Here is a 19870-nt window from a genome sequence, read left to right as displayed (position 1 = left end):
CCTTCTTGTCGCCGCATTGATTCAGATAACATGTTTATTGTGATAATTTTCACAAAATGAAAAAAGTTTACGTAATCAGAATCAAAGGTTGTAAAAAATTACAAATTCTAAATGTGTTTAGGATTCAAACTAAATCGAGTTTAGTTTTGTAACTTGAAAGGATTATCAGACAATTGATTTGTTTAGTGCTTAATATCTATATCGTATTGAATTTGAGTGAAGCTTTTTTCAAGAGAGGATTTGAAGTTTTATTTCTCCCACTTACGAAAACCGTTCGTGTCGATATGAAATCGATTTCGAGAATACAAACCGAGTCCGATCTTTCGATCGGCTCCGTTCTTTTCCCAAAGTATCAAAAGGCGTCGTTTCAACTCGTCTCGTTCGATTTCACGATCGGGGATCATATCTACGGCGGAAAAAAGAAGGTGCCGACTGGATTTCGCCCCGCCGGCTTTTTCGTTATAGTCCCCTTCTCGAAAACCGGAAACTACCGTTATGGGGCCGATTCGGGGAAGAATCAAATCTCGAATGACTTTTAAAGTCGGTACGATGTTCAACCAGAACTCTTGGGGTGGAATCGCGAAAGGTCGGCTTTTCGTTTGTCTCCAATCGGTGCCTTGTCTCAGAAGCTGTTCGACGGGAACCACATCGAAAACTTTACGTTCTTTAAGAAACATTTCCAAAGCGAGAATTTTCTTTCGGTTTTCGGGAAGGTTCCTGAATTCGTTCCACTGCTCTTTAGAAGGAGGTGTATGAGGTTGGAAATCGCAAAAAGAAAAGAGAAGGAGCGAAAATAAAACAATGCTCTTAAGAACGGGTTTGTTCATAACGTTTTTAAATTAAAAAGGTCAAAGAGAAGGATCGATCCGGATCTTCGTCCGTTCCTGAACGCATACCCGGATGTTCGTTCTCCATCACGAAAAAAGAATCTTAAGGACTCCCCGGCGGTCCGGTCAATCCGGGAATCTTGGCTTCCGGTTTGTTGATCGTTCCCATGATCGGAATACATTTACTGCCGCTTTGTTTTTCCAAAAGGGTCAGCATGTCTTCTATGTCCTGTCTTTCCAACGCGAAATTGCGATCGAGTTCGAGACAGATTCTAAGATTGAGCTGAGAAAAGGAAATGTTATCGGATAAACGAATGTTTCCCGTGATATCGAAGCGTGCGATCGAAGTATCCAAAGTGAAATCGTTAAAGATTAGATTCCCGCCTTGTAGATTGATCTTCGTGAGAAACTTTTTGATCGTGATATTTTTTAATTCCCCGAGCAGAGGAATTTCGGGTAAACCCATGATCATTCCCGCCGAAGGAGCCGGTGGAATTTCCAGATCGAGGTTGCCTACGATCCTCGCGATTCCTCCGTTTAAGTTTTCGAATTTTCCCTGACCCTCTACACGCGGAACCTTCATCAAGGGTCCGTTTTCCGTGTCGATTTTTAGACTTTCGATTTTGAATTTCCCGTCGAACTTTCGTTTCATTAAACCGAACAAGGAGGTTTTCAAAACGGTTTCTTCCGTTTTGATTTTCAAGTTGGAAGGCGTATTGATTTCAAGTGTATCGAGAGTAACGTTTCCTAAAATGGAAATGCTCATGTCGCGGAAATTGATGATGGTTCCGGTTTGGGAAGAAGACGAGTTCAAGGAACTGCGAATGATTTCATCCAAAGGAAAAAGCCAAAGAGTAAAAATGAAAAAAGAGAAAACTCCCGTCCCGACGAGGATGAGTTTTTGTTTGAGAGTAAAACGCGGGGTCGCCTCTTCTTCCTCTTCCTGAAGTTCGAGGGTCAGGAATTCTTCCTCTTCACGAGTAAGAGCCGTTTCCTCCTGATATTCTTCTTCTTTTTTCATCGTTTGTTCCCCGCCGCACGGCTGTAAGTGGAAAGTTTGAGGTTCACATCGTAGACCTCTTTTCCTTGGAACGGTTTTCTAAAATTCAGATATTCCACCCGCGCGTTAATCATCTTGTTCTTTTCTATGTCGTAGATTAACCGGAAAACGTTGTCCAAAGTCACGGAACGGAAATTGATATCGATCGTGATCCGATTGTACTTCTTATCTTCGATCGAATTCGAATCCTTCATCGTGGAAATTTTTTCCTTCAATCCGTATCGAACGAAAATCTCGTCGAGTTTTGCGTAGATCGCACTTACGTCGGTTTCTCCGCCGGAAGAATCCAAAGAGCGGAAATCGTTGAATTCCTGGATGATCTTGTCGAGTTTGACGGGAGCGGTTCGCGAATCCTGAACTCTTTCCGTCAAACCTTGGCGGAGCGTTACGACTTTACGGATCGCCATAAATACGATTAACAGAAGAATCAATCCGATTCCGCCGAGTACGATCAATCTTTCTCTGGGTTCTAACTTTTCAAGCATGGCGGTTTTAAAAGGACTCCTCGGAAGAGACCGGTTTGTTCACTACCTTCATCGTAATCGTAAAGGAAACCTTATAAGCCTTCACTCCCTGCATCAATCGTTTGTTTGTGACCTCTATGTCTTTGAATAGGGGAGATTTTTCGAGCGATCTTTGGACCACCCCGATCTCGCTGAATTCGTTGACTCTTCCCCCAATTTTGACCAGATCCTGATCGTAGTCGAACTGATCCAATTGGAACGGTTGCATATCGGATGCGGGAAAGTTCATCGAAAGTTCGAAAAGAATGTCGAGAATGCTCGGTTTACTCAGGTAAAGTCTGTAGATCTCGGTCTTCTTTTTCTCTTCGTTCTTGAGTTTAGTTGCATATTCTAATATATCTACGTCTTCCGGAGCTGTTCTGCCGAAGCCGCGTTGGAATTTTTCGGCGAGCATTTTGTCGCTCGCACTGAGTTTTCTTTTGTCGATAACGATGCCCACGAAAAAGACTGTGATGAGAATGAACAAAGAAATTCCCGAAAAAATCAAATGAGGACGGAATTGATCGAAATTGAGAATGTTCTTGTTGATACGTTTGACGTGAGGAGTGTCGATGAAGTCGATCTTGTCCTTTTTCGCAAAACCGAAATGATAACCCATTCCGAAACAAGTAGAGAACGTATCACCGTCCAACGAAAGAAAATCGTAACGTCGAGTGATAAGCCCGAGCGCGTCGCCCAAAACGGATTCGATTCCCCGAACCTTGCTTCCTCCGCCGGAAAGATACAATACTTCCGGTCTTTCGGTTTCGTTCATCGAAACGATGCTTCGATGGATTTCGGACGAAAGTTTTTCGGTGAACTTCGACGCGCTTTGAAACGCTTTTTTAATGTCCGCGACTTTGAGTTTGAATTCTTTTGCGAAAAGATTGAGACCGTCCTCTTCCCCTGAAAACGGTTCGAATTGAAGAGAGAGTTTGATCGCTTCCGCTTTTTCAAACGGAATCTTAAGATCGGACGCGATTTGCTCCGTGAGAGTGTCTCCTCCCATGGCGATATATCTCGTGTGTGCGACCTTTCCTTCGGTGAGAATATTTAAAATCGTGATTCTTCCGCCGATGTCGGCTTGCGCGCAATTCTTATACGTGATTTCTTTGTTCGTGTGTTCCGCAATCACCGAAGACAAACTCACCGAATCTACGAATAAACCGCGAAAGACGATATTGCTGCCGAGAAACGGAGCGGTGATAAAATCGAGTTCGCTGTGATGAGCCGAATACGCGATGACGTCCGATTTTTCCTGATCGATTCTCCAAATGCTTCCCGTCACTTCCACGGTTTCCATCGGGAACGGGATTCTGTTTTCGACTTCGAAAGGAATGACTTCCCGGATCGCTTTTACCGTAGTCAACGGAATGTGAAGCTCGCGCACAAACAAACGATCGAGCGGAAGATTAAGAACGATACTCGTCTCTCCCGGAAAATAGGAATTGATAAACCGAAGAACGTTGTGTCTGTATTCGTCCTCTTCTCCGTGGGAGATGCTCATGATTTCGGAACGTAGAATGCTCAGCTTTCCGAGGACCTTTTGAAAGAGAACTCCTTTGATCGTGCTCGTTCCGTAGTCGATTGCGAGAAATTGATCGTAAATGAACATCGTTGTTTAGTCTTCCATGTAATAGAGCATTTGGCTGTTTGTCAGATCGAAGATTCCCGTGATTCTTCGAATCGTTTTTCCCACCTGACCCACGGCAACGATTCGAAAGATTTCTCCCTTGGTCTTAACCCTGCCGCCGGAGACGTCCGTTCCTTCGCCCGCGAGTTCTTTGTAAAGGGTCAAACCGCCCGCGGTGGGAATCTGGAATTCCTGAAATTTTTCTATGTCCTTCAGTTCCTTGATAAAACCGCCCTGCTCCAATTTGAATTTGAGAATTCTCATGGCCGCCTGTTTGGTCATAAAATCGGATAAAGACATCAAAACAAAATATGGCGCGGCGTTCAAGTTGATTCTATCGTCCGAGTTTTGGCCCGAAGGGATGTATGCCGTTATGTTGTTCGCTAAGACGAAATCGCTGTCGCCGATCAACGCCTTCTCCTCGTCGGATTGAAACGCCTTGGAATATTTTTGATCGAAATCCGCGGGTTTCAAGGAACCGTAAACGAGATCCCTGTCAAAACCTTTTACGGATACGAGTTCGGAAACGGAATACATAAAGGAATTCTTATTCTTCCGAGGAGGTTTTAGGGAAGAATAATACAAGTCCTCCGCGCCTCCGCCCGTTTCCTGCAGATCGGTATCGAGCCAATCGAAGATCGGAAAAATCTTTTCACGTTTGATTCCTAACTTGTCGAAAAGCCGAGCGACCATTTCCACCGAACGAAGGTTCTGCTGGTTGTCGTCCTGGTTCAGCAAAGAATTCAGATTGATCTTTCCGTCTTCGGAGCTGATCTTATAATAGATCGTTCCCCCGCCCATCGGCAGAGGCGGCGGATTCAAAGCGATACCGCTTTTGTACAGATATTCTTCCGGAATCTTTTTCAGAGCTCCGAGCGCACCTTGAAAACCGGCCTTTGCGAGAAGCAGCGCGCGGAAACCGTCGGCATCCGCTTGCGCGATCCTTCTTTCCCCTAAGGAACGTTCGCCGAATTCGGTGGCGGTATAAAACGAAGCGGTTCCGATCGCCATCACGAGAATGACGACCATAAATCCCGATCTTGATCTTCGAAAATTTCTTTTGTGCGAGAAGAAAATTTTTTCGAAAGTCCGTTCGATGGAACTCTTCGATCGAAAAAGAAAGTTCTTCGTATCAGTTAAGAAAAATTGCATGTTATTTAAAAAGAATTCCGGGAAACGCGAGAGTTTCATAACGGACCTCCTTTTTACCGGTATTTACGATCATCTCCACACGAATCAATCTCGGAAGAACCTTGGTGAGTTTGGAATCCCATTCGTCTTCCCATTTCGCCCCCGTTCTGGAATACTTGAGTTGAAAACTTTTCACATGGGTTAACAACGTATATTCGGTCCCGCCCGATTTCGGATAACGGTCCACCATTTCGTCTTCTCTTCGAATGAGAGCGTAATAATCCGGCGTGTCGAGCATGGGTTTGAGATAAAAGGAAACTTCCCGTACTTCGGGCATGGACGTTTCTTCGGAGTTGGGATGAGTAGCGGCGAAATCGAGTCTGTCTCTTCGATCAAGTCCCCGCCCGTCGTTTCTGCCGATAAAGATGAGTCTTCTCTGCGTCTGGTGAAAATACGTCATCGCGAGCGTGCTCCGGATATTTTCCATCGCCAAAAGAATATCCCGTTTCGCCGCTCCTCCGGGAGAAGATGATTCCCGTGAAATCCGAAGCGAAGTGTAATACGTGGAAAAAATTCCCGTAAAGATCACTCCTAAGATCATCACAACGATCGAAATTTCGATCAAGGTGAAACCCTTTCGTCCGTTTGCGTATTTTCGAGTCTTCATTCTATTTTCTTAATATTGCGCCGACTTAAACGTTTCGGCCGTATAGGATTCCGTTCCGCTTCCGGTCGGATATTTGATCGTCACCTTGATCCGAAACACGCGGATGATACCGGCAGTGGAAGCTCCTTGGTTCGCTTGACCCGATCGCCTCATGATCAATTTGTTCATCTCGGAGTCCCTTCCTCCCAAAAGATCTTCCGGCTTTTGTCCTTCTTTTCCCGCGAGTTTGAGAAGGTCCATATCCTCTTCGCCGATCTGAGTTTCGAAGCTGTAACCCGGATAACCGGGAATTTCTCCCGTGGTTTTGTCGGATTGAAGAACGGAGACTGAATCGATTTGAGCCATTTTGATTTTGGCGAGATGCACCGCGTTGGAAACGACGGCCGCCATTCTCTGTTGTCTGATTCCGTTCGAGATCACCATATACGTGTAAGTCATCGCCATTCCGGCGAGCGCCAGAGCGATCGAAACTTCGATCAGGTTGAATCCTTTTCGAAAGGACCTTTTCTTTTTTTTCGGTTTTATTAAAGAATATAAAAATGAAAAGTTTTCGACCAAGGTTATGGACGGAACTTTCCGGACCGAAGTTGAAGATGAAAATTTACGGTTGCTGCTGTTCGTTTTCATCCTGTTCTTTCCAATTCTTATCGGTTGCGAGGTTGGAAGAAGTGTGAAATTGTTCTCCTTCCAGGATGGAAACCTTTCCTCCATATCGGTATAGGATCAAAGTTCTATAAATTGAAGGATCGTTTCCTAAATGAACGCTGTAATCCGCGGAAATTCCTAAATAGGTGTAAGGAACCTTGACGATTCCTTTCGTATAACGAAAGCCGCGAATGTCGGTAATGTCTATGATTTCGGACGTATACGGAAGTTTTTTGGGTTTGAATACTAGATTTTCCTTTAAACCGCTCTCGTCCCGAACCAGTTTTTTAACGGAATACGTGTCGTTGTCGATGTCCAATTCCAAAACCATAGTCGTATTCGTCAGGATGGATTTTCGATAACAGAATTCCGCCGCTTGTTTGAGTGTTTGCGCCGCGTCGCTTCCCGACGGAATGATGAAGTTCGCGGCCGTACTTGCAAGAATGCTAATCAACCCGGCGAGGATCGCGACGACTACGATTAACTCGATCAGGGTGAATCCTTTCCGGATACTACGTGTTTTCATAACCGGAAAGGGAGAAGAGTGTTATTTTCTGCGGAAGTCGGAAGGATATTCGTCTTCGTTGAGGATGTTAAAGTCAGCATTCTTACCTTCTCCGCCTTCTTTTTTATCCTTACCCAGGGTTACAAGTTGAACGTCCCCGTTCGCGTCCCTCTTTAATTTATAGGCGCTTCCCCAAGGATCGTTGATGGCCGCTTTTTTGGTCAGGATCGGTTTCCAATCTTCGGGAACCTCTCCGGTTGTCGGTTTTTCCACCAGCGCCTCAAGACCTTGCTCGTCGGAAGGATACGTTCCGTATCTTTGAGCGTATCGTTCCAGGTGCGATTGAAGTTCATATGCGTCTTTTTTAAGTTTCAGAGCGGCCGTATCGTCGCTGATTTCACCGGGACGGAAGTTGGAATAAACGAGGGCGATCAACGCACCTAAGATGATCACGACGACAGCGAGTTCTATGAGTGTGAGACCCTTTCTGTATTTTCTTTTTAATTTGGACAGATTCAATTGAATTCTCCTTATTCTAAACTATATATTCTGAAGTTGCTGCGTCAAGTTGTACATTGGGACCATGATCGAGGCCATGATCGTTCCAATCAAAAGACCCATTACCACGATCATCAGGGGTTCCATGGACTGGGTCATCGTTTTAATCGCGGTGTCGACTTCCGTATCGTAAATATCAGCGAGTTTGTTCATCATCTCGGGAACCCGGTCCGAAACTTCTCCGGCTGCGATCATCCCCACCACCATTTGCGGGAGAATCACCGATCCGCTGAAGGATGCGGAAAGTTTTTCCCCTTCCTTGATTCGTTCCACGGCGTTTTTAATCTCTTCTCCGAAGATGGAATGGTCCACGATCTTTTCCACGATCGTAAGCGTGGTAATCAACGGAACGCGGTTGCTCAAAAGGATTCCGATGTTTCTTGCAAAGCTGCTTACGAGAACCTTCCGCGCGAGAGAACCCAGGATCGGAATTTTCAACACGAACTCGTCCCAATTCTTTTTGCCTTGCGGAGTGTTTTTCCAGTAGATAAAGCCCATGACGCCTGCAAAACCGAGCGTAAGAAGAAGCCACCAGTACCCTGTGAGAATATCCGAAACTCCGATCACGATTCGCGTGATGAGAGGAAGTTTCGCGTCGAACTGCATAAACAATTCTTGGATCTGAGGAATGACGACGGTTAATAAAAAGATCGTAACGAAGATCGACAAGGAACCCATGATGAACGGATATACCATCGCGACTTGCACTTTCGCTTTGAGTTCGCTGGATTTTTCTTCGAGTTCCGCAAGTCGAGTCAACGTCGCTTCATAGTCTCCCGTTTTTTCACCGACCGCAACGAGAGAAGGATATTGACTCGGAAACACGTCCGGATGTTTTTTCATCGATTCGGAAAGGGAGGAACCTTCCGTTATGTTCGCCTGCATTCCTGTAAGGACCTTGCGAAAGTTCTGGTTGTCCGTTTGTTCCACGATGCTGGATAAGGATTTGTCCAGGGGAATTCCGGCTCCGAGAAGTGTCGCAAGCTGTCTTGAAAAGAGTCCGACTTCCTTGCGGGGAATTCTATAAAAATATTTCGCTAAAAAAGGAAAGAGTTCTCTGTCTTTTTTTTCGGAGTCTTCCGAAATGTTGCGAACATAGAGTCCCTTGTTCTTTAACTTGGATCTTGCGGCTTGTAGAGAAGCGGCGTCGATGATTCCCTTCTCTTCTTTGCCTTTTTTGTTGAATGCAACGTAAGAATAGATCGCCATGACGTTTAGGTTACCCTGAGAACTTCGTCGATCGTAGTCACACCGTCGATCACCTTCTTAATTCCATAATCTTTCAGCGTATGGAAATTATGTTCGAGTGCGATCTCGTTCAATTGTCCCGCGTCCTTTCCTTGAAGGATCGCATGTTTGATGTGAGAATTCACCAACAAAAGTTCGTAGATGCCGGTTCTTCCTTTAAAGCCGGTCCCCATACAATGAGAGCATCCCTTGCCCCTGTGCAAGGTTCCGTTTTTAAGCGCCTTTTTAGGAATACCGATCGACTCCAGTTCGGATACGGTCGGCTTATATGTTTCCTTACACTGAGTGCAGATCACGCGCACAAGTCTCTGAGCCATAAAACCGAGAACGGTGGACGTGATAAGATACGGTTCGATTCCCATATCCACCAAACGAGTCGCCGCGCTCGCCGCGTCGTTTGTGTGAAGCGTGGAGAATACAAGGTGACCCGTAAGCGAAGCTTGGATTGCGATCCTAGCCGTTTCCTCGTCCCGAATCTCCCCTACCATGATGACGTCCGGATCCTGACGGAGAATGGCACGAAGACCGGTCGCAAACGTAAGACCGATCTTTTCCTGCATCTGCATTTGGGAAATCCCTTCGATCTGATATTCCACTGGATCTTCGCAGGTGATGATGTTTCTTTCTTCCGTATTGAGTTCGCTTAACGCCGAATAAAGAGTAGTCGATTTTCCCGATCCGGTAGGACCCGTTACGAGAATGATTCCGTGCGGTTCGTAGATGAGGGAACGGAGCGATTTGATGAGTTCCGGATAAAATCCCATCGTATCCAAAGAATACTTTTGATCCGTTTTGTTCAAAAGCCTCATTACGATCCGTTCGCCGAACTGGCAAGGAATAGTGGAAACCCGAATGTCGATGTCCTTTCCTGCAAGTCTGAGTTTGATCCGTCCGTCTTGCGGAAGCCGGTTTTCCGCGATATTCAAGTTCGACATGATCTTGATACGGGAGGAAATTCCCGCGTGATAGGATTTAGGCGGGCTGAGCACGTTATGCAAAATACCGTCCACGCGATAACGAACTATCAGTGATTTTTCGTACGGTTCGATATGGATATCCGAAGCCCTTTCGTTCACCGCTTGGGAAAGAATGACGTTGACCATTTTGATGATCGGAGCGTCGTCGCTTAGATCGAGTGAGTCGTTTTCGAAGGCTTCCGCGAGTTCGGAAAAACTCCCCTCCATCTCGTTTAACATCTCTTTGGCGGCCGAAGAGGTCGTATCGAAATGAGAATGAATGATTCTCATGATCTCCGGTTCCGGAGCGAGAATGAATTCTACGTTGTATCCTTTTAAAAAGTTTCGCGCGTCGTCCATCGGATGCAGATCGGACGGATCGGAAACGGCGATGCGGATCGTCTTTTTGGAAAGCTGGAACGGAACGATTCTACTTCTTTGAATCAGCTTTAAAGGAATTTGCAGGAATACGTCTTCCATTCCGCTGAACTCCAACTTCTCCCGAAACTCGAGATGATAGAGCTTGGATAGAGCGCGGAGAATATCGGTTTCTCCGGCGATTCCTTTTTTCTGAATGATATGACTGAGAGGAAGGTTGTTTTTTTTCTGAACTTTAAGGGAATCTTCCAGATCTTTTTCGGATATGATCCCCTCTTCGATTAGGATATCTCCGAGAGTTTTCACTGTCAGTCCCCTCTTTCTTTGATTTCTTTTTCTTTGTTGAGGATTCTTTCTCTTTCGAGTTCGTAACGTTCCTGCTGCATTTTCTTTTTCACGGTCATCTTATCCGCGTTCTCTCTACTATCGAGTATATGCGGAGTGATAAAAACCATCAAGTTCGTCTTTTTGATTTTTTCGGTGGTTCGTTTGAAAAGATGTCCCAGATACGGAATATCTCCGAGCAGAGGAATTTTAATGATCCGTTTTTGTTTATCGTTGGAAATCAATCCACCGATTACGATCGATTGTGTATTTTCGATCGAGATGGAAGTTTTGATTTCGCGACGATTGAACGTCGGGTTACCCCCGGAGAGGGCGATTTCCGCGATGTTCTTGATTTCTTGAAACAGTTCCAAAGTGATTTTGTTATTCTTATTTACGTGAGGAGTGAACTTCAGTTTAATCCCGGTTGGACGGTATTCGTAGTTATCGACGGTTACCGCGTTGGCGCCGCCGAGACCCGCGTTCCTACTTTGCGTTCTTACGGGAACGTCTTGACCGACGCTGATCTCCGCTTCTTGGTTATCCACGGTTAAAACCTGAGGTGCGGACAAGACGTTGAAGTTTTCGTTCCCTTGGTTCGCGCTTAAAATTCCGATGATCTGTTCCGAGCCCGCTTTTAAAAATCCCAAGGAAAAGCCGCTTAACGTGTTGATATTCGGGTTCACCTGACCGTTTGCGTTGATGATGTTCGATTCTTTGGAAAGACCCGTATTAAACTGCCCGTAGGCGTCGGCTTTGTATCTCCAGTCGATCCCGAAGTCGTTCAAGTCGCTGGACGTGAGTTCGACGATCAACACTTCCAGAAGAACCTGTTTTCTTGCGGAATCCAAAACCTTGATGATCTTGCGGATCTCTGTCCATTCCGCATTCGTAGCAGTTACGATCACGGAGTTCGATTCTTTATGACCGACCGCTTTGATCTTATCCACTTTTCCCGGGATCTGGCCTTGCGCTTTTTTTTCGGGAGTGAGTTCTTCGGATTGAACGACCGGATTATCGAGTTTTACAAGGGTGGCTGCGATCTTCTCCGCTTCACTGTGTTCCAGCGTATAAATGTGAACGTCGCCGGCCGATGCGATGGCGCCCGGACTTGCCTCTTCCAATTTCAAGTCGAGTTCGTTTACCAAAATCAACAATTTGTTGATGTCTGCCGCCGAACCGGAAAGTACGATCGTATTCGTATTCTTATAAACGATTACATCCGTGTTCGGAGACGTTAAACGTTTGAGAATCGGTTCCAATTCTTCCGGTTTTACGTTTTCCACCGGAATAATCTGCGTGATCGTTCTAAAGTCGCCGACTTCGGATTCGGGAATCAGTTCTTTTCCGACTCGGACAACGGGGGATCTTGCGAGAGCGTCCTTGATCTTGACGATGGAAATGAGATCCGGTTCTTCCACCACCCCAAAACCGAGGGATTCCAGAACGGACTTCATAAAGATAAATGCGTTTTTAATCGGAATTTCTTTCTGGGAAATGATCGTGATCTTTTTTCCCTTTAAACTTTCATCCAAAAGAATGTTTTTTCTCAGGATCGCGCTCATTCCTTTGAGAAAGTCGTTTAGTTCGGTGTCTCTCCAGTTCGCATAAAAGGTTCTTTCGGCGGGCTCTTCCGGAGCGGCAGATTTCGTCTTAACGGAAGTCTTCTTTTTATTCTGAGGGAATACGGGTTTATCCCATACCAAAAGTACGAGTATGAGAATCGAAAGGATTCTAAAGACTGGAATTTGATTCTTTGTTCCGGGCATTTTTTTAGTTTCTGATAATAAATTCGTAGGTGAGAATCTGGCTACCTCTTTCCACATCTACCGTAATCTTATCGGCAGTTTTTACGGCTCCCCAGATCTCTAACATTTTTTCGGTTTCGGTCAAAGGCATTCCGTTGACTCGTTTGATGATGTCTCCGTTTCTTGCGCCCAACGCGTAAAAGATATGGTCCGGAGCAACGCTGTAGATTTTATAACCGCTGATTTTTCCGTTGATCAAGGCCGGTCCGAAACGTGCGTTTTTGTAGATGGCGGCCGGGTCTTTCAACTTCCGGTTAACGTCTTGCCGGGAAAGAACCTTGCGGATCGTATCTCCACCTCCGCTCGGCGCCCCTTCCGACTTAGCTCCGGCTTCCGGACTCAGCTTGGCGCGCGCCTCGCCGGGGGTTTGACCGATTTCGACTTTGAGGGCGATTCCGCCTTTTTCTAAAACGACGTAGTTCAAAGCGATCGATCGGATTTTATATCCTCCGACGGTTTCTCCAGTTGCAAATTCCTGCGCTTCGGGTTTTCCTTTTTCCACAATAGTAACGCGTGCAAACGACCAGTGGCCGCTGAGCGTTCCCGTCACCTTCATTTCTTCCCCTTCTCCCGTATCGGGCGGTGCTGTGGACATCTCCCCTTCGGTAGCCTGCATATCTCCCGCACGAGACGCGATTCCGCGGATTAAGTTTCCTTGGACCATTTCCTCATAAGAAGAAAGGGCACGGTTGGTTTCGGGACCCATTTTACGAACCGGAGCCGAATTGGAACTAGCCGCTTGAACGGTAGGATTTAAGAACGCAAGAATTACGGCTCTCAGAAGATACGAAAGAGAATACGAAAAGAATAAGATTACGGGAATGAGGGTGTAAAATGTGTTCTTCCGAAGTTCTAAAAAAATCGCATTCATAGAGGCTGATCAGTAAATTCTTTTCAAAGAAAGCCGGAGGGTGTTTTCCGACTTTTTTTGTTAACTACAATCTGGCAAATTTACCGGGATCTAAAGGAGTAACGATCTTCAGGGTTTTTCTGAGGGCCGCGTCCGGGTTGATTCTATTTCCATTTAAGAAAACTTCAAAATGCAAATGAGGTCCCGTCGCCGATCCGGTTCTGCCAACGGCACCTATGACCGTTCCCGCGCTGACTCTCGTTCCCTGCTCGATCGTAATTTTCGCGCAGTGAGCATACATCGTTTTGTAACCGTTCTCGTGATCGATAATGACAGTATTTCCGTAACCGCCGTTCACCCCGGTAAAGGAAACGATTCCGTCCGCGGATGCAAGAATCGGCGCTCCTTGAGAACCGCCGAAGTCGAGACCGGTGTGATACCCGCCGGAACCGGTATGAAACGGATCCTTTCTTTTTCCGTAACGGGAAGTGACCTTTGCATTTACGACCGGATAAACAAAGACTTTACGAAATTCCACTTTTTCCCGGCTCGCATTGCGAACCTGAACCGGAATCGAAATGTTCTGTCCGACTTGGAGAGTGGAATTTTTTTTCAAACCGTTCGCCGCGCTGATCTTTTGGACATTGGTCTTCATCGCTCTTGCGATTTTAGAAAGAGAATCCTTCGGTTTCACGACGTAATTCTTATAGATAACCCCGCTGTGACTGACGATTTTGGAAGAGATGATTTTGTTTACGCTGATAAAACTCGGGAGTTCCAAATTGGATTTGTCTTTATGATAATTCAGGGAATACTTTTCTTCCTGCCAATTTTCGGGAGATTGGGAGAATAGCTGTTTGATTTTACGTTCTTCCTTATCGGAAAAGAAGGACGAATCCTTATTCGTGTACTCCGAAATCTCCGCGTCGTAATTCTTCAACGGGTCTGCGGAAAGAGAACTCAGGACTAACGTCGAGATCAGGGGAATAAAAAACAGTTTTCCATTCACCTTTTTAGTATCGGACGCGGATCTGGCCGATCTTGAACCTGTCCTTCTGGACGACCTATTTTTTCTTTTTGTATTCCACGAGTTCATTGGCTATCAGTTTATCCAGATCCTCTATCGTAATTCGTTTGCCCGCGTAATCGTCGTTCAGTTGATACGCGATCATCCTGCCGATTGCATATTCCCGTTTATGGTCCGCGGGGTAACATTTGATCTTCACCATCGAAGGGGTCGATTCGATATAGATTCGAACGAGCATTCCCTTTTTAAACGTTTCCGTGTTGGAAACCTTTTTGTCCTGGATCAGGTAATAAATTTTTTCCGCGTAGTGTTCGTTGACTTGAGCGATCGAATCCTTTCGAATCAACCGGTTTCCACAGCCCGCGAGAAAAAGAAAGATCGCCGAAAGCAGGAAAACGCGGATACGAAACATTTCAGAGCAAAATTACAGAGGGGGAAGCGTTTTGAAAGGAGTTTTTTTGCAAAAGGCCCTATAACACCTGAATTTTTCGATTTTGCGGCCGTTTTTCTAACACAAAAGCGTTACCTTTTTTCCTCGATCGGAACCGAAGAAAGACGGAGGAATCGCGATGAAAAATTCTTGGATCTGTTTGGCTGGGGCGAATTTAGAAGGCCTCGACTCATTCGTCGTCGGAGTTGAAATCAACCTCAAACGGGGGTTGCCCCGTTTTATGATCACCGGCTTGGCGGCTCAATCGATCCGCGAGTCCGCCGAACGGGTTCGAGTGGCGCTTGAGAACAGCGGTTATACCTGCCCCTTTCAAAATATTCTGGTCAATCTTGCTCCTGCAGGAAGAAAAAAGGAAGGAACGTTGCTGGATCTTTCGATTGCATGTGGAATTCTCGCGTTGACCGGACAGATTTTTCCTTCCGGAAAATTAAAGCGAACTCTCTTTTTGGGAGAACTGGGTTTGGACGGAAGTTTGAAACCTCTCAAAGGCGTGCTTCCGATTCTTTCCGGAATCTCTTCCGAAAAATACGACACCGTGATTCTTCCGTTTCAAAACCGTGAGGAAGCCGCCGTTCTCCGCAAGTTCGAGGTCTTTGGAATTTCTCATCTGAAAGAATTGGAAGACGTATTAGAAAACCGAAAAAGTCCCGAATCGATTTCGAAAATTCGAATTCGAGAAACTCAAATCACGAAAAGTTTCGAACTTTATCAAGATCAAATGGTTGCGTACCGAGCCGTCGAGATTGCAGCCGCGGGTTGGCATCATATTTTACTTTCCGGACCGCCTGGAATCGGAAAAAGCCTTTTGGCGAGAATGCTCGGAGTTTTGCTTCCTTCACCCGAGGAGGACGAAGCATTCGATATTTTGAAAATACGATCCGCGATTTCTCCTTTGAAAGAGATGATCGTGGAACGTCCCTACCGAGCTCCCCATCATACGACTTCCGACATCGCTTTGGTGGGCGGAGGAAGAGAATTGAGAATGGGGGAAGTTACATTAGCAAATCGTGGTATTCTTTTCTTGGATGAACTCGCGGAATATAAATCGGGAATTCTGCAGGCGCTCCGTGAACCGATGGAAGAAGGAAATATCACCGTTTCCAGAATCAGCGGGAGCGTCGTTTATCCGGCGCAATTTCTTCTGGTGGCCGCTACAAATCCTTGCCCTTGCGGATTGAACGGTGTGGAAGATGGAGGTTGTACTTGTACTCCTCCTCGGATTAAAAAATACCAAGCCCCCTACTCAGGTCCGTTTCAAGATCGGATCGATCTTGAAGTTCGGATGTTTCCTTTCAAAGAGAATAAGCGCAAACGAGTTCCTATTTTTTTGGAAGAATCCAAAGCGCAGATTCGAGAGGCGGTAAAAATTCAAAGAAGCCGTTATCAAGGAAAGGAATTTTATTTCAACGGACAACTCCGTGGAGAATCCGTGAATTCGTATCTTCGGTTCTGTTCCGCCTGCGAAGACATACTCGAGGCCGAGATGAGAAAAAGAAAGTTGAGTATTCGGAAGTTCAATCAGATTCGGAAAGTAGCCCGCACGATCGCGGATTTGGAGGGAAAGGAGTCCGTGGAGGAAAAGCACCTTCTAGAGGCCCTGAATTTCCAGAATGCCGGAAATTACGGAGAAAACAGGGCCGTCGCTTAATTCCCGTTAAGCGAGAAGTCTATTTTGCAAGAAAATGGGAGATCTCCATCGCAATCTTATCGATCGCAAAATCGATATACGTTGGGTCCTCCAGCTTCTTTTTATAATCCTCAAATTTTCGCTTTTTTACCGGCATTCCGCGTTTCCGCAGAATGACCGGATCCGGACCAAAGTCGTCTGACTCGGCCAGATTCCCTAAAATCGTGATGCTCTTCATAGTTACTTCCTTGTAACGATTTAAGGCTCTCTTCCTTGAGAACCCGCAGACAATTTAAGAATTCGGTGGATCTTGAAAGTACCTGAATCACTATTTCAAAAGAGGTCAGGATAATATTCACATCCCTTTTTCGCATTTACGGAGACAAGACAGAATGAGACAAAATGATCGCGGAAAGAACCATGTTGGGAAAGAAACCCGTTTGCGGCTGTTCTCATCCGGTTTTGTTTTGCGGAATGGAACGTAAAACGCGGATCGAAGTCTTGAGACTCTTTCCAGTGTTTGACTTCGTTGAAGAAAAGGACTTCTTCTTTGGTGGAAATTATGTCGATCTCGAAACGCAGATAACGGTAGTTTCGCGCAAGAATTTCGTGTCCGAGCGAAATTAAAAATTGAGCGGCGATTTCTTCCCCTTCTTTACCCTTGATCGTTTTAAATCGGCTCAAAGAAAAAAAGAAATTACGCGGTTATTTCCTGCAAATCCACGGGACGGGAAATGAAGAGATTGGTTTCTTTCAGAAGATCCACAAGTATCAGATTTCGGACCATTTCTCCATATTCATCTTTTATAATACGAATACAGGGACGAATCGGTTTATCCGGATTCGGGCCGAGAACGACCCCGATCCGCTTGTCCGACAACTCGATGCAGGATCCGACCGGATACAAGGAAAGATGACCTAAGAGAGTTCTCACGAGCTTGAGATCGAACTTTCCCACGTCCATGCTGATCATGGATTTGATCGCTTCGTGCGGGAGAATTTTCTTTCTATGCGGACGATTCGTCACGAGCGCGGAGAAGTTATCCGCGATCGCATAGATTCTCGCCTGTTCTTCGATCGCGTTCCCGGCCAACTTTTGAGGATAACCGTTTCCGTCGTAACGCTCGTGGTGCTGGAGCGCAACGATCGCAAGATTGTTTTTGAGTTTCATCTTTTGGGAAAGAATTTGATACCCCAAGATCGTATGTTTCATGATTGTCTTGAATTCTTCGTCCGTGAGATGTTCGTTCTTTTCGGAAACGGCGGAGGGAACCTTGCTCATTCCTATATCCGCAAGAAGACAGGAAATTCCAAGATCGATCATCTTCGGTCTGGAATATTCCAGAAGTTTTCCAAGAATCAAAGAATAGAACGTGGCGTTCGCGATCTGATTGTAGAGATAATAGCCTGACGGATTATTCGCCAAGATCAAATAGGAGATGTTCTGATTGGAGCGGACAAAGTCGGTCAGTTTTTCGGCGATTTCGCGAACAGGAGTCACTTCCAAAGGTTTTTCATCCAACGTCTTTTTGAAAACGTCCTGGACGACTTGCGTGGATTCTCTAAATAAATTTCCGAATGTGACTTTAATCCGATTGAGATTGTCGTAAACCGCTTTGAGAGGTTGAAGTTCGTCGTCTACGACGGTGTTGATGATGATATCGTCGATGCTCGTTTCGAGAAGTTCCGGGTCGGAGGACATTCCGCCGAGCTGGAGAATTTCCCCGGCGGTCATAACTTCCTGAATTCCGAATTTATTCAAACGGTCCAGATCGCTGTCCGTAACCGGAGTATTGGAAGTGATAAATAAATTATCCTTATCCAAATAGACTGGCTTTGAAAATCGCATTCCGGCCCTTAGTTCGGATACGGCAAACTTCTTCATTTTAACATTTCCCTTTTTCCGGAATTTGAATCCAATTCCAGGATCATAGAGAATATCGCTCCAACGGCCCTATAAAGATTTTCGGGAATTTCGGTTCCGATTGGTAGTTCCGAAAGGGATTCCGCGAGAATCGGATTTTCAACGATTGGAACCGAATTTCTCTGTGCAATTTTACGAATCGTGTCTCCTAAAAGTCCTGAAGCGGAAGCCGTGATTACAGGCGCGTCGTTTTGTTTCGGAATAAATTTCAGAGCCACACTGATCATCTACGCATTCCATTCCTTTTGAGCTTGAGACGGTTTATAAGCCAAATTGTATCCCTGAAAACTCACAGACGACTCGATTAGGATTCTCTTAAATTTTTCTTTGTTTTGGCAAGCATGCAAGTACATTTTAAAATTATCAAACGTAGCGCTGATTTGCAGGTCTTCTCCCGCGGTTTCCTTCCATAAGAATAGAACCATCGTCTTTCCGGTTTTTTCGGATTGGATCCGAAATAGGAACTTTTTGGTTTCCTCTTTTGGATCGAAAATCCCTTCCGCATTTCCTCCGGAAAATTCCCAACGAAAATACGGTAATTCCGCATTCCATTCTAAAAAAGGGTAATACGATTTTAGAACTTTGAATACCGCGGTTTCAGGTGACGTGTCCTTGAACTCGCCTCCGCTCAGTTTTTCGGAAAGTTCCCGTATGCTTAGACCCTTGTTCTCCAATTTCAAGGGAGAATTTTCCGAACCTTTGAGTTCTCTTTCTAAGATTCGAAGTTCGATTCCTTTTTTGTTCGGCTTTGCTGTCAAAGTCAGAAGTTCTCCCTTTATCAAGGGAGTTGAATCGGTGTTCACTTTGATCTTTTTCGATCCGAAAGAAATCCAAGCGCCTCCAAGAAAGGTTTCAAGAACGAGAGCTTTTACGTTCGTATTCCAGGAAAAGACGCCGGACTTCACCGCCTCGGATTCTTTTCCGGAAAAAAGAAGCATGTTTCCACCGGAGAAGTCGGCGGAAAGTTTCATTCGAATTCCTTCCTGATACAAATTTTATCTCGCATAATCCGTGACCGGAAAGAAAACAACGATCCTTTCGGATCGACGGCCGGTTTATTGATTCAACTTGGAAACCGGTTCTAGAAATTTTCCGGTAAAACTTCTTCTATGAATATCGGAAAGTCCGTGCCGAAGAATCAGTTCCTCGTGCAGTTTTGTTCCGTACCCTTTGTGTTGTTCGAATTGATAGTGAGGGAATTTTCTGGCGACCGAGACCATATAACGGTCACGGCCGACTTTCGCAAGAATGGATGCGGCGGCAATGCTTACGATTCTTAGATCGCCTTTTGTGTAAAAAGAGGTTCGGTTTTTTAGATAACTCCATTCGGGATATCGATTGAAGTTGTAGTTTCCGTCGATCAAGAGTTGCAGCGGAAGCGTCGATTGGGTGGAACGAATCACGAGTTTTGCGCACCTTCGAATTCCTTCGAGAACGGCTCGGTTGATTCCCTGTCGATCGATGTAGTTCGGACTTAGGAACGTTCTATAAGAGATTTGAGCCGTTTTTAGAATTTCGGGATACAGCGATTCGCGCTTTTTCTCGGAGAGTTTTTTGGAATCGGTCAATCCTTGTAGAATCTTTCCTTCGAGAATCGAGGTGAGAGTTTCTTGGGAAAAGGAGACCAGCGCAACAGAAAGAGGTCCCGCATAAGGACCTCTTCCGGCTTCGTCGATTCCACAAGGAATCGACTCTGAGTAAAACCGGAGTTCTTCCGGTTCAAAACGGGATAGAAATTCCGGCAAACC

At 45.6% G+C, this 19870-nt stretch carries 22 protein-coding genes; 1 reads left to right on the top strand and 21 read right to left on the bottom strand.

Going from position 1 to position 19870, the window contains the following annotated elements; translation table 11 throughout:
* Nucleotides 1–248: 248 nt before the first annotated feature.
* The 15 genes from LFX25_RS09510 to LFX25_RS09440 all read right to left on the bottom strand — a co-directional run bounded on the left by LFX25_RS09510 (nt 249) and on the right by LFX25_RS09440 (nt 14532).
* The gene (locus LFX25_RS09510; RefSeq protein ID WP_238730025.1) at nt 249–677 is read right to left on the bottom strand and encodes a D-Ala-D-Ala carboxypeptidase family metallohydrolase; all 429 of its coding nucleotides are present in this window, start codon (nt 675–677) and stop codon (nt 249–251) included.
* A gap of 253 nt (nt 678–930) precedes the next feature.
* Nucleotides 931–1848, bottom strand: coding sequence for a type II secretion system protein GspN (gene gspN, locus LFX25_RS09505; protein WP_238730024.1), 918 nt, complete (start codon nt 1846–1848; stop codon nt 931–933).
* Entirely contained in the window at nt 1845–2372 is a 528-nt protein-coding gene (locus LFX25_RS09500) for a hypothetical protein (protein WP_238730023.1), read from the bottom strand. The genes gspN and LFX25_RS09500 overlap by 4 nt, the downstream gene beginning before the upstream one ends.
* Nucleotides 2373–2379: 7 nt before the next feature.
* Nucleotides 2380–4005: a pilus assembly protein PilM gene (gene pilM / locus LFX25_RS09495; RefSeq protein WP_238730022.1), complete on the bottom strand. Its 1626-nt coding sequence runs from the start codon at nt 4003–4005 to the stop codon at nt 2380–2382.
* A 6-nt stretch (nt 4006–4011) separates the two neighbouring features.
* Complete coding sequence (locus LFX25_RS09490; RefSeq protein WP_238730021.1) at nt 4012–5214, bottom strand: type II secretion system minor pseudopilin; 1203 nt, start codon at nt 5212–5214, stop codon at nt 4012–4014.
* The gene (locus LFX25_RS09485; RefSeq protein WP_406600525.1) at nt 5177–5764 is read right to left on the bottom strand and encodes a type II secretion system protein GspJ; all 588 of its coding nucleotides are present in this window, start codon (nt 5762–5764) and stop codon (nt 5177–5179) included. Before LFX25_RS09485 ends, LFX25_RS09490 begins: the two co-directional genes overlap by 38 nt.
* A gap of 66 nt (nt 5765–5830) precedes the next feature.
* Nucleotides 5831–6448, bottom strand: a complete 618-nt coding sequence (locus LFX25_RS09480) for a type II secretion system protein (protein ID WP_238730019.1) — start codon at nt 6446–6448, stop codon at nt 5831–5833.
* The gene (locus LFX25_RS09475; RefSeq protein WP_238730018.1) at nt 6423–6992 is read right to left on the bottom strand and encodes a pilus assembly FimT family protein; all 570 of its coding nucleotides are present in this window, start codon (nt 6990–6992) and stop codon (nt 6423–6425) included. The genes LFX25_RS09480 and LFX25_RS09475 overlap by 26 nt, the downstream gene beginning before the upstream one ends.
* Nucleotides 6993–7013: 21 nt before the next feature.
* Complete coding sequence (gene gspG / locus LFX25_RS09470; protein ID WP_010574761.1) at nt 7014–7490, bottom strand: type II secretion system major pseudopilin GspG; 477 nt, start codon at nt 7488–7490, stop codon at nt 7014–7016.
* A 21-nt stretch (nt 7491–7511) separates the two neighbouring features.
* On the bottom strand, nt 7512–8738 hold the full coding sequence (locus LFX25_RS09465) for a type II secretion system F family protein (protein ID WP_118956535.1): 1227 nt from the start codon (nt 8736–8738) through the stop codon (nt 7512–7514).
* A gap of 5 nt (nt 8739–8743) precedes the next feature.
* Nucleotides 8744–10417 carry a type II secretion system ATPase GspE gene (gene gspE, locus LFX25_RS09460; RefSeq protein WP_238730017.1) on the bottom strand — a complete coding sequence of 558 codons (1674 nt, stop codon included), beginning with the start codon at nt 10415–10417 and terminating at the stop codon, nt 8744–8746.
* Between the two features lie 2 nt (nt 10418–10419).
* Nucleotides 10420–12204, bottom strand: coding sequence for a type II secretion system secretin GspD (gene gspD, locus LFX25_RS09455; RefSeq protein ID WP_118956537.1), 1785 nt, complete (start codon nt 12202–12204; stop codon nt 10420–10422).
* A 4-nt stretch (nt 12205–12208) separates the two neighbouring features.
* On the bottom strand, nt 12209–13114 hold the full coding sequence (locus LFX25_RS09450) for a general secretion pathway protein GspC (RefSeq protein WP_238730016.1): 906 nt from the start codon (nt 13112–13114) through the stop codon (nt 12209–12211).
* A 64-nt stretch (nt 13115–13178) separates the two neighbouring features.
* On the bottom strand, nt 13179–14189 hold the full coding sequence (locus LFX25_RS09445; RefSeq protein ID WP_238730015.1) for a LysM peptidoglycan-binding domain-containing M23 family metallopeptidase: 1011 nt from the start codon (nt 14187–14189) through the stop codon (nt 13179–13181).
* Nucleotides 14158–14532, bottom strand: coding sequence for a type II secretion system-associated lipoprotein (locus tag LFX25_RS09440; protein ID WP_238730014.1), 375 nt, complete (start codon nt 14530–14532; stop codon nt 14158–14160). The genes LFX25_RS09445 and LFX25_RS09440 overlap by 32 nt, the downstream gene beginning before the upstream one ends.
* A 157-nt stretch (nt 14533–14689) precedes the next feature.
* On the opposite strand from LFX25_RS09440, the gene LFX25_RS09435 reads away from it, so the two are divergent.
* The gene (locus tag LFX25_RS09435; RefSeq protein ID WP_238730013.1) at nt 14690–16219 is read left to right on the top strand and encodes a YifB family Mg chelatase-like AAA ATPase; all 1530 of its coding nucleotides are present in this window, start codon (nt 14690–14692) and stop codon (nt 16217–16219) included.
* Nucleotides 16220–16238: 19 nt separating this feature from the next.
* Here LFX25_RS09435 and LFX25_RS09430 read toward each other — a convergent pair whose 3' ends face one another.
* The 6 genes from LFX25_RS09430 to LFX25_RS09405 form a co-directional block, all read right to left on the bottom strand.
* On the bottom strand, nt 16239–16436 hold the full coding sequence (locus LFX25_RS09430) for a hypothetical protein (RefSeq protein WP_118956542.1): 198 nt from the start codon (nt 16434–16436) through the stop codon (nt 16239–16241).
* A gap of 95 nt (nt 16437–16531) precedes the next feature.
* Nucleotides 16532–16882, bottom strand: a complete 351-nt coding sequence (locus tag LFX25_RS09425; RefSeq protein ID WP_238730012.1) for a YraN family protein — start codon at nt 16880–16882, stop codon at nt 16532–16534.
* A 13-nt stretch (nt 16883–16895) separates the two neighbouring features.
* Entirely contained in the window at nt 16896–18083 is a 1188-nt protein-coding gene (locus tag LFX25_RS09420; RefSeq protein ID WP_238730011.1) for an HD-GYP domain-containing protein, read from the bottom strand.
* Complete coding sequence (locus LFX25_RS09415) at nt 18080–18349, bottom strand: EscU/YscU/HrcU family type III secretion system export apparatus switch protein (RefSeq protein ID WP_118965816.1); 270 nt, start codon at nt 18347–18349, stop codon at nt 18080–18082. The genes LFX25_RS09420 and LFX25_RS09415 overlap by 4 nt, the downstream gene beginning before the upstream one ends.
* The gene (locus tag LFX25_RS09410) at nt 18350–19093 is read right to left on the bottom strand and encodes a hypothetical protein (protein ID WP_238730010.1); all 744 of its coding nucleotides are present in this window, start codon (nt 19091–19093) and stop codon (nt 18350–18352) included.
* Between the two features lie 84 nt (nt 19094–19177).
* Nucleotides 19178–19867 carry a ribonuclease HII gene (locus LFX25_RS09405; RefSeq protein WP_238730009.1) on the bottom strand — a complete coding sequence of 230 codons (690 nt, stop codon included), beginning with the start codon at nt 19865–19867 and terminating at the stop codon, nt 19178–19180.
* Nucleotides 19868–19870 lie beyond the last annotated feature (3 nt).

It is taken from the genome of Leptospira sanjuanensis (assembly GCF_022267325.1).
Lineage (GTDB): Bacteria > Spirochaetota > Leptospiria > Leptospirales > Leptospiraceae > Leptospira > Leptospira sanjuanensis.
Note: the sequence above shows the minus strand (reverse complement) of the source record. Positions and strands in the feature narration are given on the sequence as shown.

Excerpts from the sequence above, each read along its gene's own strand:
- LFX25_RS09490 (WP_238730021.1), bottom strand. The coding sequence starts at position 5,214 with ATGAAACTCTCGCGTTTCCCGGAATTCTTTTTAAATAACATGCAATTT.
- LFX25_RS09410 (WP_238730010.1), bottom strand. The coding sequence starts at position 19,093 with ATGAAACTTTCCGCCGACTTCTCCGGTGGAAACATGCTTCTTTTTTCC.
- gspN (WP_238730024.1), bottom strand. The coding sequence starts at position 1,848 with ATGAAAAAAGAAGAAGAATATCAGGAGGAAACGGCTCTTACTCGTGAA.
- pilM (WP_238730022.1), bottom strand. The coding sequence starts at position 4,005 with ATGTTCATTTACGATCAATTTCTCGCAATCGACTACGGAACGAGCACG.
- LFX25_RS09440 (WP_238730014.1), bottom strand. The coding sequence starts at position 14,532 with ATGTTTCGTATCCGCGTTTTCCTGCTTTCGGCGATCTTTCTTTTTCTC.
- LFX25_RS09415 (WP_118965816.1), bottom strand. The coding sequence starts at position 18,349 with ATGATCAGTGTGGCTCTGAAATTTATTCCGAAACAAAACGACGCGCCT.
- gspD (WP_118956537.1), bottom strand. The coding sequence starts at position 12,204 with ATGCCCGGAACAAAGAATCAAATTCCAGTCTTTAGAATCCTTTCGATT.
- LFX25_RS09475 (WP_238730018.1), bottom strand. The coding sequence starts at position 6,992 with ATGAAAACACGTAGTATCCGGAAAGGATTCACCCTGATCGAGTTAATC.
- LFX25_RS09510 (WP_238730025.1), bottom strand. The coding sequence starts at position 677 with ATGTTTCTTAAAGAACGTAAAGTTTTCGATGTGGTTCCCGTCGAACAG.
- LFX25_RS09420 (WP_238730011.1), bottom strand. The coding sequence starts at position 18,083 with ATGAAGAAGTTTGCCGTATCCGAACTAAGGGCCGGAATGCGATTTTCA.
- LFX25_RS09450 (WP_238730016.1), bottom strand. The coding sequence starts at position 13,114 with ATGAATGCGATTTTTTTAGAACTTCGGAAGAACACATTTTACACCCTC.
- LFX25_RS09480 (WP_238730019.1), bottom strand. The coding sequence starts at position 6,448 with ATGAAAACGAACAGCAGCAACCGTAAATTTTCATCTTCAACTTCGGTC.
- LFX25_RS09465 (WP_118956535.1), bottom strand. The coding sequence starts at position 8,738 with ATGGCGATCTATTCTTACGTTGCATTCAACAAAAAAGGCAAAGAAGAG.
- LFX25_RS09435 (WP_238730013.1), top strand. The coding sequence starts at position 14,690 with ATGAAAAATTCTTGGATCTGTTTGGCTGGGGCGAATTTAGAAGGCCTC.
- LFX25_RS09445 (WP_238730015.1), bottom strand. The coding sequence starts at position 14,189 with ATGAACTCGTGGAATACAAAAAGAAAAAATAGGTCGTCCAGAAGGACA.
- LFX25_RS09500 (WP_238730023.1), bottom strand. The coding sequence starts at position 2,372 with ATGCTTGAAAAGTTAGAACCCAGAGAAAGATTGATCGTACTCGGCGGA.
- LFX25_RS09430 (WP_118956542.1), bottom strand. The coding sequence starts at position 16,436 with ATGAAGAGCATCACGATTTTAGGGAATCTGGCCGAGTCAGACGACTTT.